General features: G+C 64.5%; 15 protein-coding genes. 2 read left to right on the forward strand and 13 right to left on the reverse strand.

The features are described 5' to 3' along the window. Positions 1-23: 23 nt before the first annotated feature. From IVB46_RS07455 to IVB46_RS07515, 13 genes are all read right to left on the reverse strand, one after another. Complete coding sequence (locus IVB46_RS07455; RefSeq protein ID WP_247311740.1) at positions 24-719, reverse strand: ABC transporter ATP-binding protein; 696 nt, start codon at positions 717-719, stop codon at positions 24-26. Continuing rightward, the gene (locus IVB46_RS07460) at positions 719-1,468 is read right to left on the reverse strand and encodes an ABC transporter ATP-binding protein (RefSeq protein ID WP_247311738.1); all 750 of its coding nucleotides are present in this window, start codon (positions 1,466-1,468) and stop codon (positions 719-721) included. The genes IVB46_RS07455 and IVB46_RS07460 overlap by 1 nt, the downstream gene beginning before the upstream one ends. Continuing rightward, the gene (locus tag IVB46_RS07465) at positions 1,465-2,745 is read right to left on the reverse strand and encodes a branched-chain amino acid ABC transporter permease (protein WP_247311735.1); all 1,281 of its coding nucleotides are present in this window, start codon (positions 2,743-2,745) and stop codon (positions 1,465-1,467) included. The genes IVB46_RS07460 and IVB46_RS07465 overlap by 4 nt, the downstream gene beginning before the upstream one ends. Then, entirely contained in the window at positions 2,742-3,689 is a 948-nt protein-coding gene (locus IVB46_RS07470) for a branched-chain amino acid ABC transporter permease (protein ID WP_028158956.1), read from the reverse strand. Before IVB46_RS07470 ends, IVB46_RS07465 begins: the two co-directional genes overlap by 4 nt. 119 nt (positions 3,690-3,808) lie before the next feature. After that, a complete protein-coding gene (locus IVB46_RS07475) occupies positions 3,809-5,041 on the reverse strand; it encodes a branched-chain amino acid ABC transporter substrate-binding protein (protein WP_247311732.1) in 1,233 nt (410 codons plus the stop codon). 245 nt (positions 5,042-5,286) lie between these two features. After that, on the reverse strand, positions 5,287-6,414 hold the full coding sequence (locus IVB46_RS07480) for a mandelate racemase/muconate lactonizing enzyme family protein (protein ID WP_247311729.1): 1,128 nt from the start codon (positions 6,412-6,414) through the stop codon (positions 5,287-5,289). A 48-nt stretch (positions 6,415-6,462) separates the two neighbouring features. After that, positions 6,463-7,500, reverse strand: a complete 1,038-nt coding sequence (locus IVB46_RS07485; RefSeq protein WP_085403256.1) for a tagatose 1,6-diphosphate aldolase — start codon at positions 7,498-7,500, stop codon at positions 6,463-6,465. After that, positions 7,497-8,456 carry a sugar kinase gene (locus IVB46_RS07490; RefSeq protein ID WP_247311726.1) on the reverse strand — a complete coding sequence of 320 codons (960 nt, stop codon included), beginning with the start codon at positions 8,454-8,456 and terminating at the stop codon, positions 7,497-7,499. Before IVB46_RS07490 ends, IVB46_RS07485 begins: the two co-directional genes overlap by 4 nt. Beyond that, a complete protein-coding gene (gene ugpC, locus IVB46_RS07495; RefSeq protein ID WP_247311722.1) occupies positions 8,453-9,526 on the reverse strand; it encodes a sn-glycerol-3-phosphate ABC transporter ATP-binding protein UgpC in 1,074 nt (357 codons plus the stop codon). The genes IVB46_RS07490 and ugpC overlap by 4 nt, the downstream gene beginning before the upstream one ends. Before the next feature lie 6 nt (positions 9,527-9,532). Continuing rightward, on the reverse strand, positions 9,533-10,537 hold the full coding sequence (locus tag IVB46_RS07500) for a zinc-binding dehydrogenase (protein WP_247311719.1): 1,005 nt from the start codon (positions 10,535-10,537) through the stop codon (positions 9,533-9,535). An 8-nt stretch (positions 10,538-10,545) separates the two neighbouring features. Beyond that, positions 10,546-11,373, reverse strand: coding sequence for a carbohydrate ABC transporter permease (locus IVB46_RS07505; RefSeq protein WP_085403252.1), 828 nt, complete (start codon positions 11,371-11,373; stop codon positions 10,546-10,548). A gap of 4 nt (positions 11,374-11,377) precedes the next feature. Then, entirely contained in the window at positions 11,378-12,265 is an 888-nt protein-coding gene (locus IVB46_RS07510) for a sugar ABC transporter permease (RefSeq protein ID WP_247311716.1), read from the reverse strand. Between the two features lie 61 nt (positions 12,266-12,326). Beyond that, the gene (locus tag IVB46_RS07515; protein ID WP_247311714.1) at positions 12,327-13,628 is read right to left on the reverse strand and encodes a sugar ABC transporter substrate-binding protein; all 1,302 of its coding nucleotides are present in this window, start codon (positions 13,626-13,628) and stop codon (positions 12,327-12,329) included. 192 nt (positions 13,629-13,820) lie between these two features. Here IVB46_RS07515 and IVB46_RS07520 point away from each other — a divergent pair, with 192 nt between their 5' ends. Further along, positions 13,821-14,861 carry a LacI family DNA-binding transcriptional regulator gene (locus IVB46_RS07520; RefSeq protein ID WP_247311710.1) on the forward strand — a complete coding sequence of 347 codons (1,041 nt, stop codon included), beginning with the start codon at positions 13,821-13,823 and terminating at the stop codon, positions 14,859-14,861. Between the two features lie 10 nt (positions 14,862-14,871). Next, entirely contained in the window at positions 14,872-15,606 is a 735-nt protein-coding gene (locus IVB46_RS07525; RefSeq protein WP_247311707.1) for an SDR family oxidoreductase, read from the forward strand. Positions 15,607-15,612: the final 6 nt, after the last annotated feature.

Consider the following 15,612-nt stretch of genomic DNA (forward strand, 5'->3'; position numbering starts at 1 on the left):
AGCGTCAGACCTCGAGCCATGCGTCAGACCTCAAGCCATTCCTGCCGCACGGCGGCATTGGCCTTGAGCTCGTCCGGCGTCCCCTCGAACACGACGCGGCCGTGGCCCATGATGTAGACGCGCTTGGAGATGCGCATCGCGATGGACAATTTCTGCTCGACGAGCAGGATGGCGACACCGGCCTGCGCGATGCGCGCAATGAGATCGCCGACCTGCTGCACGATCAACGGTGCCAGACCTTCGGTCGGCTCGTCGATCATGATCAGGTCCGGATCGCCCATCAGCGTCCGGCAGGTCGTGAGCATCTGCTTCTCGCCGCCCGACAGCACGCCCGCGGCCGTATCGGCACGCGCGGCGAGATTGGGGAACATGTCGAGCATGTCCTGAAGCCGCCATTTGCCGGGGCGGCGCGTGTCCTTGACGCCGAGCAGGAGGTTTTGGCGAACCGTCAGGCTCGGGAAGATATCGCGATGTTCGGGCACATAGCCGAGGCCGAGGTGCGCGATCTTGTAGCTGGGAAGGCCGGCGATGTCCTTGCCCTTGAAGCGGATCGTGCCTTGCGGCGCGACCTCGCCCATGATCGCCTTGACCGTGGTCGAGCGGCCGACACCGTTGCGGCCGAGCAGGCTCACGACCTCGCCCGCGGCGACGTCAAGGTCGACGCCCTGGAGGATGTGGCTCTTGCCGTAATAGGCGTGGAGATCCCTGACCTCGAGCATCAATGCGCTTCCTCGCCGAGATAGGCTTCCTTGACCTTCGGATCGCGCCGGATCTCTTCCGGCGTGCCCGAGGCGATGATGTGGCCGTAGACCAGCACGGAGATGCGGTCGGCAAGGCCGAACACGACGCTCATGTCGTGCTCGACGATGACCAGGGTCTTGCCCTCGGTCAGCCGCCGGATCAGCGACACCGCGCGGTCGGTTTCGGCGTGGCTCATGCCAGCGGTCGGCTCGTCGAGCATGACGACCGTGGCCCCGCTCGCGATGGTGATGCCGATCTCGAGCTCGCGCTGCTCGGCGTAGGTCAGAAGTCCCGCCGGAACATCGCGCCGGTGCGTGAGATGGATGTCGTCCAGGATCTGGGCCGTGCGCTCGCGCACTTCCGGCAGGCTGTCGACGTTCTTCCAGAAAGCGTAGCGGTGTCCCGTCGCCCACAGCACGGCGCAGCGGACGTTCTCCCAGACCGACATGCGGGCGAACACGTTGGTGACCTGGAACGAGCGCGACAGGCCGCGCCGGTTGATCTCGAACGGCCGCAGGCCGGAGATCACATCGCCGTTCAGCTTCACCTCGCCCGAGGTCGGCTTGATGTGGCCGCTGATCAGATTGAACGTCGTGGATTTCCCCGCGCCGTTCGGACCGATGACGGCGTGACGCTCGCCTTTCGCGACGCTGAGGTTGAGGTCGCGGATGATGCCGACATTGCCGAAGCGCTTTTCGACGGCGCGGACTTCGATGGCCACGGTCATGCCAAATACCCCCGGTCACGGGCGACCGTCGCAGCCCTGTCCCACGCATCCGCGATCCTCCGCCAGCTCAGCCGCGCGACGAACGCACCGCCGACGACGAGAACTGCTGCGGAAATCCACGTCACGGGCGATTTCGCGTTGAAGGGAATGCCAAACAGGTTGATCGGGTCGCCGCCGGAATAGCGCGCGACCGTCTCGATGGTGAGGATGACGCCGCAGGCGAGTGCTAGGGTCGGCACAACAGCGACGAGATAGGACGGGATCACCGTCCACAGCGTTCCGGCGCGAACCAGCGGCCGGTGCATCATCAACAGGCCGGCGATACCGCCCGGCGCGAACATCACGATGCCGATGAAGATGATGCCGAAATAGAGCTGCCAGACGCTGGTGAGGCCTGTCAGCCCGAGCTGGAGATAGGTCACCAGGATCGCGCCGAGGATCGGCCCGAAGAAATAGGCGATGCCGCCGATGAAGGTGGAGAACAGCACCAGACCGGACTGGATCGCACCGAGCAGCGCGGAGTTCGCGATCTCGAAATTGATCGCGGTCAGGCCGCCGGCGACGCCCGCGAAGAACCCGGCAAAGCAATAGGCGAGATAGCGAACGACGTGAGGATCGTAGCCGATGAACTGGACACGCTCGGGATTGTCGCGGACGGCATTGCTGATCCGTCCCAGGGGCGTCCGGGTCAGCGCGTACATCACGATGGCCGACAGCACCAGCCAGAACGCGATCAGATAATAGACCTGAAGCTGCGGCCCGAACGACCAGCCGAACATCTTGGGCAACGCCGTGCGATCCGTGGTGATGCCGGCCTCGCCGCCGAACACCGAGCGCAGGATCAGTGAGGACGACGCCACCAATTCGCCGATGCCGAGCGAGATCATCGCGAACACGGTGCCGGCGCGCTTGGTCATGACCCAGCCGATGATGACAGCGAAGACGAGACCACCGATCCCGCCGAACAGCGGAATGAACGGCAGCGGGATCGGCCAGCCGTGCGACACCACCGCATTCATCATGTGGCAGGCCGCGAAGCCGCCGAGGCCGTAATGCACGGCGTGACCGAACGACAGCAGGCCGGTCTGGCCGAGCAGGATGTTGTAGGAGAGCGCGAAAACGATCGCGATGCCGATCAGGCTGAACGACGTCAGCGAGCCGCCGGAGGAGAAGATCAGCGGCAGGACGATCAGCACGGCGATGCCGATCAGCCAGACGCCGTAGAAGCGCAGGCCGTCGCCGGCGGGCTTCGATGCCGAAATCGGTTTGGCGGTCATGACTCGCGCGTCCCCATCAGGCCCATGGGGCGAACGATCAGAATGAGCACCAGCAGCATATAGGGGACGATCGGCGCGACCTGCGCGATCGTGACGTTCCAGATGTCGGTGAGGACCGACGGTCCCGTCGACGGATCGAGCGGTCCGAACGCACTCGCCAGCGAGCCGTTCAGCGCCACCGCAAAGGTCTGCACCAGGCCGATGACGAGCGAGGCGATGAAAGCGCCGGGCAAGGAGCCGAGGCCACCGAACACGATGACGACGAACAGGATGGGCCCGAGTGCTGCGGCCATGTCCGACTGCGTCACCAGGGCCGGACCGGCAATGACGCCGGCAATGCCGGCGAGCGCGCTGCCGACGCCGAACACCACCATGAACACGCGCCCGACATTGTGACCGAGATGCCCGACCATGTGCGGATGCGTCAGCGCCGCCTGCACGATCAGGCCGACGCGGGTGCGCTTGAGCACGACCAGCAGCGCCACGAAGATCACGACCGACACGGCCAGCATAAAGATCTTGTAGGCGGGATAGTTAGTCGAGAAGATCGTGAAGGCAGGGAAGTCGAGCAACGATGGCACGCGATAGTCGACCGGGCTCTTGCCCCAGATCATCGACACGATTTCTTCGATCGCAAAAGCCAGACCGAAGGTCAGGAGCAATTCCGCGACATGGCCGTGCTTGTGGGTGTTGCGCAGGCCGTAGCGCTCCACCGCCATGCCGATGGCGCCGACCAGCAGCGGCGCCAGCACCAGCGCCGGCCAGAAGCCGATCCACTTGGTGAGCTGGAAGCCGAAGAAGGCGCCGAGCATGTAGAAGCTGGCATGCGCGAAATTGAGCACGCCCATCATGCTGAAGATGACGGTCAGCCCGCTCGACAGCAGGAAGAGCAGCATGCCGAACAGCACGCCGTTCAGGGTCGAAATGACAATGAGTTCAAGCACAGCGCACTCGTCTCTATCCGGGGCCTGATGGCCCCGGTGAACATCGCCCAATCAAGAATAGTCCGGCCACCGCCTTCCCGCGACCGATGTCGGCCGCGGGAAAACGACGGATGTCGTGATTACGGCCGCGTCATCTTGCAGGTCGTGGGGACCATGGCCTGCGCCGTGTCGACCTTGGAGACGAGGTGCCAGCCCCAACCGGTGCTCTCCTCGTCGAACGGCTCGTTCTCGGTCAGCTTGCCGAAGGAGGAAATGTAGATCGGCTGGAGGAACTGGTGGTCGTCCTTGCGCATGATGCCCTGGCCGCCGTCCAGGACCTCGAACTTCAGGTCCTCGAGCGCCGCCGCCACCTTCACGGGATCGATCGAGTTGGCCTTCTCGGCAGCCGCCTTGAACATGCGCATCTCGTTGACCGCACGCGGGTACCACAGCGACAGATTGACCTTGGCGCGGAACGCCTTCTCGTAATCCATCGCGGTCTTGTTGCCGGAATTCGCAAAGCCTTCGGTGATCTGGAAGACCTGATGATCGAGACCGGTCTGCTTGACGGCAGTGGGGCCGCCGGCGCCACCGGCATAATAGGTGTACCAGTTGACCTTCAGGCCGGCGTCAGCGGCAGCCTTGAGCAGCAGCGCGAAGTCCTGGCCCCAGTTGCCGGTGACGACGCTGTCGGCGCCGGACGCCTTGATCTTGGCGATATAGGGCGAGAAATCGGTGACCTTCAGCAGCGGATGCAGCTCGTCGCCGACGATCTGGATGTCGGGCCGCTTGGCGCCGAGCATCTTGCGCGCGTCGGAGCGGACGGACTGACCGAACGAATAGTCCTGGTTGATCAGGTACACCTTTTTGATCGAGGCGGTGTCCTTCATGTAGTTGGTGAGCGCCTCCATCTTGATGTCGGAGCTCGCATCCCAGCGGAAATGCCAGTAGCTGCACTTCTCGTTGGTCAGGCTGGGATCGACGGCGGCGTAGTTGAAGTACAGCACTTCCTTGCCGGGATTGCGCGTGTTGTTCTTGGTGACGAAATCCGACAGCGCCGCGCCGACGGACGAGCCGTTGCCTTGCGTGATGTAGTGGACCCCGGCGTCGATCGCCTTCTGGGCCTGCACCAGGCTTTCCTGCGGATTGGTCTTGTTGTCGAGCGGCACGATCTCGATCTTGTGGCCGAGAATGCCGCCCTTGGCGTTGAGCTCGTCGGCCAGATACTGGAATGTCTTCAGACCACCCTCGCCGACGCTGGCACCACCGCCGGAGAGCGGATCGATGTAGCCGATCTTGAGGGTGTCCTCAGCCGACGCGGCATGACCGAGCATCGGGGCGATCACGGCAATGGCCAAAGTGAGCTTGCGCATTTTTTCGTTTCCTCGCTGGCTATCGACTTTAGTCGATGGGCTTTTTGCGCATGTTGCAGCGCAATTGCAGATCCCTAATGAGCAGAACGAACTTTGATTTTCAAGCTCGGCGAGACATGGCTCCGGCCATCGCTATGAAATGTGAAGGCGGCTTCCCGTCTCGCCGGCAGCTTTCCGCGACGAGGAATAGAACGCAAGGGGAAACTGGCCTGCGCGGCGCCCGACGACGCAGGTGTCGCAGCCGTCTACAGGCTGCGATAGTTCGCGATTCCCGACAGGTCGGGCGTGAATCCGAGCCCCGGTTCCTCGCCGAGGACGATCGTACCATCAGTGACATTGGCAACGGCACCGCAGAACCGGTCGCGCAGCGGATTGTCGTTGGCATCGACCTCGAGCCAGCCGTCGCCGCCGATGCCTGCCAGCAGATGCGCCGAGGCGAGCAGTCCGATGCCGCCGCCGAGATAATGCGGGCAGAACGTCTTGCCCGCCTTCAGAATGTCGCGCGCGAGGCCGGCGCATGCGCTCAGCCCGCCCCATTTCGCGATGTCGGGCTGAACGACGCCGAGCACGTCTTCGGCCAGGACGTCCTTGAATCCCTCGTCGCTCGAAATGTTCTCGCCCGCGGCAATCGGCATCGTCGCGGCTGCCCGCAGCCGGCGCCATTCCGCGCGCCGCCGGTCGGCCCGGATGGGCTCCTCCAGCCAGCGCAGATCGAACGCGGCCAACCGCGGCAGCATCTCCAGCGCCTGATCGACCGACCAGCCCTGATTGGCATCGGCGGCGAGCATGCCCGCACCGACGATCGCGCGCAGCGCGGCCAGATGGGCGAGATCGGTCTCGGCACCGAAACCGACCTTCAGCTTCAACGCGCGATGGCCACGCGCGAGCGCGGCTTCGGCCGTCTGCGCGGCGCCGCCCGGATTGATGCCGCTGGCATAGACCTTGATCCTGCGCGACTGCCCACCGAGAAGCCGCCACAGCGGCAAGCGCTGCCGGCGCGCGGAGAGATCCCACAGCGCGAGATCGATGCCCGAAATCGCCTGCGCGAACGGACCGGGCTCGCCGCATTGAAGCGCCAGCACTTCGGTACCCTTCGTCAGGACCTCGAAAGCCTGGGCGGGACTGTCGAACCTGCGCCCGGCAAGGCCCGGAGCGAGCACTTCGTTGACAAGCCGGGCACGGTGCTCGGCGCCCGGTGCAGGAAAGTTGGACCAGGCTTCGCCCCATCCCTCGACACCGTCCTCGTCGAGCGCGCGAACGAAGACGGCCGGACGGTTGAGCATCCTGCCGAACGACGTCACCACCGGCGTCGCCAAGGGATAGCGATAGCAGAACGCCTCGATCGAGCGGATGGTGAAGCTGTCAGTCGTCATCTTGCAGGCCCTGCGACCGAGTTGAGACCACGCGGGACCGTTACCATCTCAGTAGGCGCGCGCGAAGTCACCTTCCTGCTTGATATCAGCGAACACCGGGAAGCGCGCCTTCCACGGCGTGCCCTTGGCCGTGGTCAGCTGATTGAGCCGTTCCAGCACCCCGAGGCCATCCTTGCGCAGGCTAGCCGACACCGCTGCGCGATCCGGAAAGTTCTTCAGGACGGCATCCAGCCAGATGGTGCGGCCCGCCAGGAAACCGCTTGCGCCTGCGGCATAGGAGTAGTCGAGCACGCGCTCGAACTTTTCAGGCGCAGCGCCGCCCGACAGCAACACCCAGGGGATGCTGCGTTCGCGGCAGATATCACCGATCGCATCGAACTCCTTCTGCGCGGCCTTTGCTTCCGTGCTGCCGTCACGCGCCGGCAGGCTGTTGGCTGCAAGCGGGCTCTCCAGCTTGAGGAGATCGACGCCGTATTCAGGCTTTGCGAATTCGCGCACGCTGTCGATGACGAGGCCCGGGAGCTTGCCGGGCGATTCCACGTAATCGGCCGTGTGATTGGCGCTGCCGAGGAACGGGTAGACCAGCAATTCGAGCACGTACGGGATATCGTGACGGGCGCAGTCTTCGCCGATTTCGCGCACGAAACGCTTCTGGTGCTCGTTCACCGCGGCATCGGCGTCCGGCCGGTACCAGGCCAGCACCTTGACGGCGTCGCCGCCCATGGCGCGGATCTTTTCCACGCTCCAATTGGTGATCGCGCGCGACTTGCGGCCGCCCGCGGTTTCCTCAACGCGGTGCTCTTCCAGCGTCATGATCAGGCCGCAGCGCGGCGGCAACAGATCGATCGCGGCAGGCACGGCAAAGTTCGGGTCGAACAGCATCGAGCTGCAATGCGGCGCGAGGTTCTCGACCAGAAGACGCTTGGCCGCCGTGACGTCGGAATATTCGACCTGGTCCCGCGTGATCCCCTTCGCCTTTGCAATGGCATCGAACAATGGCGGCCGCTGATCCAGCGCGACCATGCGAAAATGGCCATCCGCGTCAGCAAGCCGTGCCAGGCCGCGGTTCTTTCCAATCGTTCTCATGGCTTCGTCCTCATGAATACAAGACACTCGTTGATATCGGGGATTCCGTTACGGCCGCCGGCGTGGCGGCATTTCATGGCGGCCGTCGCCGCCGAGAACGCCATGGCCGCGCGCACGTCGAGGCCGGCGCCGATTGCGAGCGCATAGGCGCCGTGGAAGACGTCGCCCGCGCCTGTGGTGTCGACGACGTCGACGCAGTAGGCGACCTGCCGGTGCAGTTGGCCATTCTCGTACCAGCTCACGCCGCCCTCGCCGCGCGTAACGGCGATGACGCGGCAGCCGAAGCGCGCAAGGGCTGCGAGAGATCTATCTTCGGCCGAGCCGGCAAAGGCGGCGAGCGCGGGCTCGGAGAAGATGGCGTGATCGGTCAAGGGCAGCAGCCGCTCGAATACCTCGGCATCGGCCATGTCGCCGTCGAGCACCGTCGGAATGCCGCGCGATCGGGCTTCCCGGAACAGCGTCGCAGCTCCCTCCACCCAGCGCGGATCGGCCAGCACGGAGGATGCGCGCGCGACGGCTTTGAGCGGAAGCCAGTTCGCGGCTTCCGGATAAAGGCCGCGGAAATTGACGATCTGCCGCTCGCCGGAGCTATCGACGATGACCCCGGACACGGACGAGCGGCCGTCGGGAAACAGCCGGAAATTCTCGACATCGACGCCTTCGGCCGTGAAGGCCGATTTCATCTCATGGCCGGCGGTATCATTCCCTGCCCGCCCCCAGAACGCGACGGACGCGCCGAGCTTTGCCACGGCCACGCTCGCATTGGCGGCCATGCCGCCGCCGAGCGTGCCGTACTCGACGGCCTTGATCTTCTCGCTTCCACCCGCGAACGGCCGATCGACGCGCCAGACCTGGTCGAGCGCGGACAGGCCGAGGCAGATCACGTGCACGGGCTTCGTGCCGGACGCGAGGTCGGCCAGCGCCGAGAGATCGCCGATGTTTGCCGACGCACTCACCGCAAGACCTGTCCGTTGGATGCAGCGAACAAATGCGTCTTGCCCGGCTGCGGGCGCAGATTGATGCGATCACCAACCTTCGGCCGCAGCGCCGGATCGACCCGCGCGATGGCGGAGCCGCCGGCGAGATCGAAATGGATCAGCGTATCCGAGCCGAGCGGCTCGACCAGCCTGACGTTGATCGCGATGCCATCAGCGGCATCCGCAGCCACAGCAAAATGTTCGGGGCGAATGCCCAGCACGGCGTTGCCGGCCTTGCTCAGGCAGCCAGCGGTCTCGCCGTCCAGCGGCACCACCGTTCCGCCTTGCGACAGGATCGCGCGCTCCTGACGCCATTCGACCGGGAAGAAATTCATCGCGGGCGAGCCGATGAAGCCGGCGACGAACTGGTTGGCGGGCCGCTCGTAAACCGTCTCCGGTGTATCGTATTGCTGGATCGTGCCGCTCTGGAGCACGACGATCCGGTCGGCCATGGTCATGGCCTCGATCTGGTCATGCGTCACGAAGACCATGGTGGTCTTGAGCTCCTGCGACAGCGCCTTGATCTCCGCCCGCACCTGCCCGCGCAGCTTCGCATCGAGATTGGAGAGCGGCTCGTCGAACAAAAAGGCCTTGGGATTGCGCACGATGGCGCGGCCCATGGCGACGCGCTGGCGCTGGCCGCCGGACAACTCCTTCGGCTTGCGGTCGAGATAGGGCTCGATGTGCAGCAGTGCGGCCGCACGCCTCACGCGGGCGTCGATCTCGGCCTTCGGCGTGCCCCTCAGCTCCAGCGCAAACGACATATTGTCGTAGACCCGCATGTGCGGGTAGAGCGCGTAATCCTGGAACACCATCGCGATATCGCGCTGCGCAGCCTGGACGCCGTTGACGCGCTTGTCGCCGATGTAGAGATCGCCGGACGAAATCGGCTCGAGGCCGGCGATGATGCGCAACAAGGTCGACTTGCCGCAGCCGGACGGGCCGACGAACACGACGAATTCGTGGTCCGCGATCTCTAGATTGAGATCGGGGATCACGGTGAAATTGCCGTAGCGCTTGGTGAGGTTGCGGATCGAGATCGAAGCCATGATCGCTCAGTCCAGTGCCAGCACGGGCTTGATCAGCTCGCCCTTGGCGAAGCGGGCGAAATTCTCTGGCAGAGCCGACAGGCCGAACTCGCCATCGACCAGGACGCGGTACTCGTCCTTGTATTTGCGCAGCAGTTCGACATTCGGCTCGAAATCCGAGACCGGGAAGTAGAAGGTCCGGATCATGTAAAAGTCCTTGCGGCGGAAGACCTTGCCTTCCTCGATGGTCCAGGGCGCGGCGTTCTCGCCGACCAGCACCAGCGCACCGCGCGGCAGGACCAGCTCGATGCCGAGGTTGCGCGCGGCATGTGCACCGGAGCATTCCATGATGAGGGCGAAGCGCTTCGAGGTATCTCCGACCGGGTGCGCCTTTGCGCCAAAAGACTGTGCGATCTTCAGCCGTGCCGCGTTGGGATCGGCAACATAGATGTCGTCGTAGCCGAGCGCGTAGAGCGCCAGCACGACGCCGAGGCCGACGGGCCCCGCGCCCATCACGAGGACCGGCCCCGCCTCGTTCGGCGGCACGACGCGGCTGACGAAGCGCACGGCGTGGCCCGACGTGCCGATGGTGTCGAGCAGCAGCGGCGCAAGGCTGTCCTCGATATCGTCAGGCACCGGCAGCAGGCAGTTCTCTGGCACCGGCACATATTCGGCATAACCGCCCGGCCTGTTCCAGCCGATCAGGCTGGAGACTTCCAGGCACATCTGGGTATCGCCGCGCTTGCAAGCGGCGCAGTGACCGCAGTGCAAGGGGATATAGACGGCGCAGCGGCGACCGTGCAGGCGATGACCGGGCTGCTCGACCACGCCAAAGATCTCATGGCCGGCGGTGAACTCGGCGCCCTTGTGCCAGAGCTTGAAGTCGGAACCGCACAGCGCGGTGCGCGAGACGCGGACCAGCACTTCACCTGGGCCGACATCGGGCATCGCGACGCGCTCGATGGTGATGCGGTCATGGCCGTGGAAGACCGCGGCCTGCATGATCGAATTCGGACGGGGCGACACGTTCATTTCGATACCTAGCCTTTCACCGCACCGAGCGTCAGTCCGGACACCAGCCAACGCTGAACCAGGGCCGCCAGCACCAGCGGCGGCAACGCGATCAGCGTTGCAGCCGCCATGAGGGCGCCCCATTGCGTCGAGCCTTCGCCGATGAAGTTGAAGGCCGCCGCGATCAGCGTCTTGGTGTCGCCGTTGGAGAGCACCAGCGCAAACAGGAAGTAGTTCCACGAAAACACGAAGGCGAGGATCGCCGAGACGGCGACGCCTGACGCCACCAGCGGCAGCGCGATGCGCCAGAGGATGCGCGTGACGCTGCATCCATCCACTTGCGCCGCCTCGAACACGCTGCGCGGAATGCCGTCGAAGGACGGCAACAAAACCCAGATCACGATCGGCAGCGTGATGACGGCATGGCTGAGGATCAGCGCGGTGTAGGAGCCGATCATGCCGACCTGCCGGAACATCACGTACCACGGCAGCAGGAACAACGTTCCGGGCGCCATGCGCGCGGCGAGCGTCAGGATGGCCGGCCACGAAATCCGCGTCCAGGAGACCGCGAAGGCAGCAGGAATTCCAAACAGCAGACCGAGTGCGGTCGAGCCAACGGTGACAATGAGACTGTTGAGCGCGTAGCTGAGGAACGGCGTGGTCCTGGTCAGCTCGACATAGTTTTCCAGCGTCGGCGAGAAGCTCAGCGTCGGCGGATACGCGGTGACCTCGAACGACGGCTTGAACGAGGACAGCACCATCCAGACCGTCGGCGCCATGATGAGCACGCCGGCGAGCAGGAGCTGCACCGTGTTGAGCCAGCGGATCCAGCGGTCGGTGTTGGCGGCATCGTTCATGACATCACCAGGCCACCGCGCCGCGGAGGCGATTGAAGGCGAGCACGGCGCCGAACACGATCGCCGTCAGCGTCAGCATCAGGGCACTGGCATAGCCGATGTTGAAGAATTCGAAGCCGACCCGGAAGCCGTAGATGTTGAGCGTGTTCGAGGCGTTGCCCGGGCCGCCCTGGGTCGTGATGTAGATGATGTCGAAGAAGCGCAGCAGATCGACGCTGCGCAGGATCGCCGCGGTGACGATGGTCGGCAGCAGCAGCGGCAGCGTGATGCGCTGGAAAGTCCTGAATGGCGACGCGCCGTCGATCTGCGCGGCCTCGTAGACGCTCGGCGGCAGGGATTGCAGGCCGCCCAGCACGATCAGGGCGACATAAGGCGTCCACTGCCAACTGTCGATCAGAGCCACGGTCGGAATGACCCAGGTCGGCGAGGCCAGCCAGTCCGACGGCGGCAGGCCGAACGACTGGAGGATATAGTTGGCAGCACCGAGCGACGGATCGAGGATCACCAGCCACATCATGCCCGCCACCACCGGCGGCATCATGAAGGGCGAAATGAACAGCGAGCGCACGATGCCTGGCAGCCGCTTGGCGTGGAACAGCACCAGCGCCAGCCAGACGCCGAAGACGAGCTGCAGCACCAGCGACAGCACGAATAGCGCAATGGTGATCCACAGCCCGTGCCAGAATTCGTAATCGGAGATCAGCTTCGAATAATTGGCGAGGCCCGCGAAAGACTGCTTGCCGGCCGAGGAGAAGGTCTGGAAGCCGAGCCAGATCGTATAGACGACCGGAAACGCGATCATCGCGACCGTGAAGACCACGGCCGGCGCCGATAGGGCCGCCATCTCCAGCTTCTGCCGGTCCTGCGTGAGTGTCGCAGCCGCATCAGACATGCGTTCGTATCCTCGATCGAGTTGGGTGCCGGCAGGCAGCAAGCCTGCCGGCATGAGGCGGTTAGTTCAGCGCGATCAGCGCATCCAGCGCCTTGTCGGCATCCGCGCAAGCCTGATCGACGGTCTTCTGCTTCAGGATCAGATCCTGTACCGCCTGCCCGATGAACTCGCGCGATTGCGGATTGGCGACGATGGGATAGCCGACCTCGGAGGAGCCCTTGGTTGCGAGCACGTCGAGCGCGGCCTGCCATTCCTTCCGCACCGGCTCCTCGTCGATCCACTTGCGGTATTCAGGATCCTTGGCGACCGACGGACGCGGCGGGGCAATGCCCTGAAGCGCCATCTTCTTCTGCACCTCTGGGCTGGTCGCCCATTGCACGAAGTACCAGGCCGCATCCGGCTGCTTGCTGTGCGAGGACACTGCCATGCCCCAGCCGATCGTGGTCGGCACATGGCCGGCATCGCCCGCCGGGAACGGCAGCAGGCCGGTGTCCTTCAGGCGCGCGCCGCCTTCCATCACCGTGCGTAACTCATTCGACGACTCAAACGCCATCGCGGCCCGGCCGCCGCGGTAGAGCGCGGAAATCTGCTGGAAGCTGTAGTTGACGACGCCAGGCGGTCCGAAATCGCGCAGCAACCGGCTATAGGTGTCGAGCGCTTCCTTGCCCTTGGCCGAACAGAGGTTCGACTTGCCGTTTGCGATATAGCTGCCGCCGACATTGTGCAGCATGTTGCTGAAGGTATAGGCAATCGCGGGCTTTAGGCCGCGCGAGACGAACGGCGTCACGGTGCTGTCGCAGCTCTTGATCTTCTCGGCGGCGACCTCGACGTCCTTGATCGTCTTCGGCGCCTCGAGGCCGCACTTTTTGAAGATGTCGGTGCGGTAATAGAAGATCGGGCCTTCGATGTTCATGGGCATGCTGGTCAGCTTGCCGCCGAAGGTCGCGGCCTTCAGCAGGGCCTGGCTCAATCCGTTGGGGTCGTATTCCTTGGCCACCTCGTTCTTGGCCATCGCGGTGAGATCGCCGTACCAGCCGGCGGCGGCGAACTGCTCGCCCTCGCGCGAGGGCAGCGTCATGAACACGTCCACCTCGTCGCTGTTCGCATTCATGACGGTCACCAGACGCTGGCGCATCTGCTGTTCCTGATAGCCGTCGACCTTGAGGGTCATGCCGGTCAGCTTCTCGAAATCGGCCTTGTAAGTCAGCAGCGCCTGCGACACCGGATTGTTGTTGGCGAGAAAGGTGACGGTCTTGCCCTTGAACTTCATCCAGTCGAAATCGGCGGCGTGCGCCTGCGCGGTCGCCGCAGCAATCGCGAGAACGGGCAACGCGACGTGGGTCGCGAGCATCCTGGCCTTCATCGAACTCTCCTCCCGGCTGGCCGCCTTAAGCTGGCGGACCATTTTGAATACGTTTGAGCAGCACTTGAAAACGGTTACAAAATAGACCTCGCATCCGCCGTGTCAAGCGATGGACAAGCCGCGCAATCTGCGGCAGATTCCCGACATTGCCGCTACCATGCGGTTCGCTACGCCCGATGTAACGTTACATTCATGAGACTGACCAACGCCAAGTCTGTGAAGCAGGGTATCCGCGCCGTGGCGGCCCGCGCCGGCGTCTCGACGGCGTCGGTCTCGCGCGCCCTCAACAACCCCGACGCGGTGAGCCCTTCCTTGCGGGCGCGTATCGAGCAGGCCATCGACGCGCTCGGCTACATCCCTCATGCGCCGGCGCGCATCCTGTCGTCACGCCGCTCGCGCACGCTTGGCGCAATCGTACCGACGATCGACAACACGATGTTCGCGCGCGGCATCGCCTCGCTGCAGCAATATCTGTCGTCGGTCGGATACATGCTGTTTCTCACCACGAGCGGCTACGATCTCGATGTCGAATTGCAGCAGGCGCGCAATCTGATCAGCCGCGGTGTCGACGGCCTCGTGCTGCGCGGCGATTGCCATCACGATGGATTGCGCAAGCTGCTGGCGGACAACGCAGTGCCGTTCATCAATGTCGGCATCTACCAGCCCGACCGGCCCTATCCTTGCGTCGGCACCGACAACGAAGCCGCCGCCCATCGCGCCGCCGCGCATGTCATCGAGCTCGGCCATCGCCGCATCGGGATCGTCTCGGCGCTCCAGCGCAACAACGACCGCGCCAGCGCGCGCGTCGCCGGCTTTCGCCGCGCGCTGACGGAGAACGGGCTCGAATTGCCTTCGCAATGGCATGTCGAGGTACCCTATACGCTGGACGACGCGCGCGAGGCGGCACGCTATCTGCTGGGCCTCGAGGACCGCCCGACAGCCGTGGTGTGCGGCAACGACGTCATCGCCTATGGCGTGCTGCTCGAAGCCGAGCGCAGCGGTTTTTCGGTGCCGCGTGACCTCTCGGTGGTCGGGTTCGACGACCTCGACTGGAGCCGGCATTTGCGGCCGAGCCTGACCACGATCCACGTACCGACCGGAGAAACCTGGCAGCGCGCCGGCGAATATCTGGTGCGCAGCCTCGCCGGCGAGCAGACCATCATGCATCGCGAGATCGACTTCTCGCTGGTCGTCCGCGAGTCGACGGCGCCGCCTCCGAAATCCCTGAAGTGAGACAATCCCGATGAGTTCGAATTTCTCTCTCGCCCCCGGCTTTCATGCGGTCGTGATCGGCGGCGCCGGCGACATTGGTGCCGCCATCAGCAATCAATTCTGCGACCTGGGTGCGGCGGTCACTGCAACCGGCGCGAACGAGGCGGACCTCTCGCGCACGCTGCTCAAACCGCGCGCGGGCCTCACGCTCGCGACGCTCGATGTCACCGATGACGCGGCCGTCACGTCCTTCGCCCGGAAACACAGGCGCGTCGACGCGCTGATCAACTGCGCCGGCATTCTCGCGCGCGACAAGGAATTCGAGATCGAGACCTTCATGAAGGTGCTCGACGTCAACCTCACCGGTACGTTCCGGACCTGCATGGCCTTTCACCCCCTGCTCGCGGAGCAGACGGGATCGATCGTCAACATCGCGTCGATGAATGCGACGCTGGCGCTGCCGCGGATTCCCGCCTATTGCGCCAGCAAGGGTGGTGTCGTGATGCTGACCAAGGCACTGGCCTTGAAGTGGGCCGAAGAAGGCATCCGCGTCAACGCGGTCGCGCCCGGCTATGTCGAAACCGCGATCAACGCCGCCGGCCGCAGCGACCTTGCGCATTATCAGCGCATCGCCGATCGCACCGCCTTCAAGCGCTGGGGACAGCCGGAGGACATTGCCGGCGCCGTTGCCTTCCTCTGCATGCCGGCTTCGCAATATGCGACCGGCACCGTCATTGCCGTGGATGGCGGCTTTTTGGCGGGGTAGCGCGCG

The sequence above is a fragment of the Bradyrhizobium sp. 61 genome (assembly GCF_023073075.1).
Lineage (GTDB): Bacteria > Pseudomonadota > Alphaproteobacteria > Rhizobiales > Xanthobacteraceae > Bradyrhizobium > Bradyrhizobium barranii.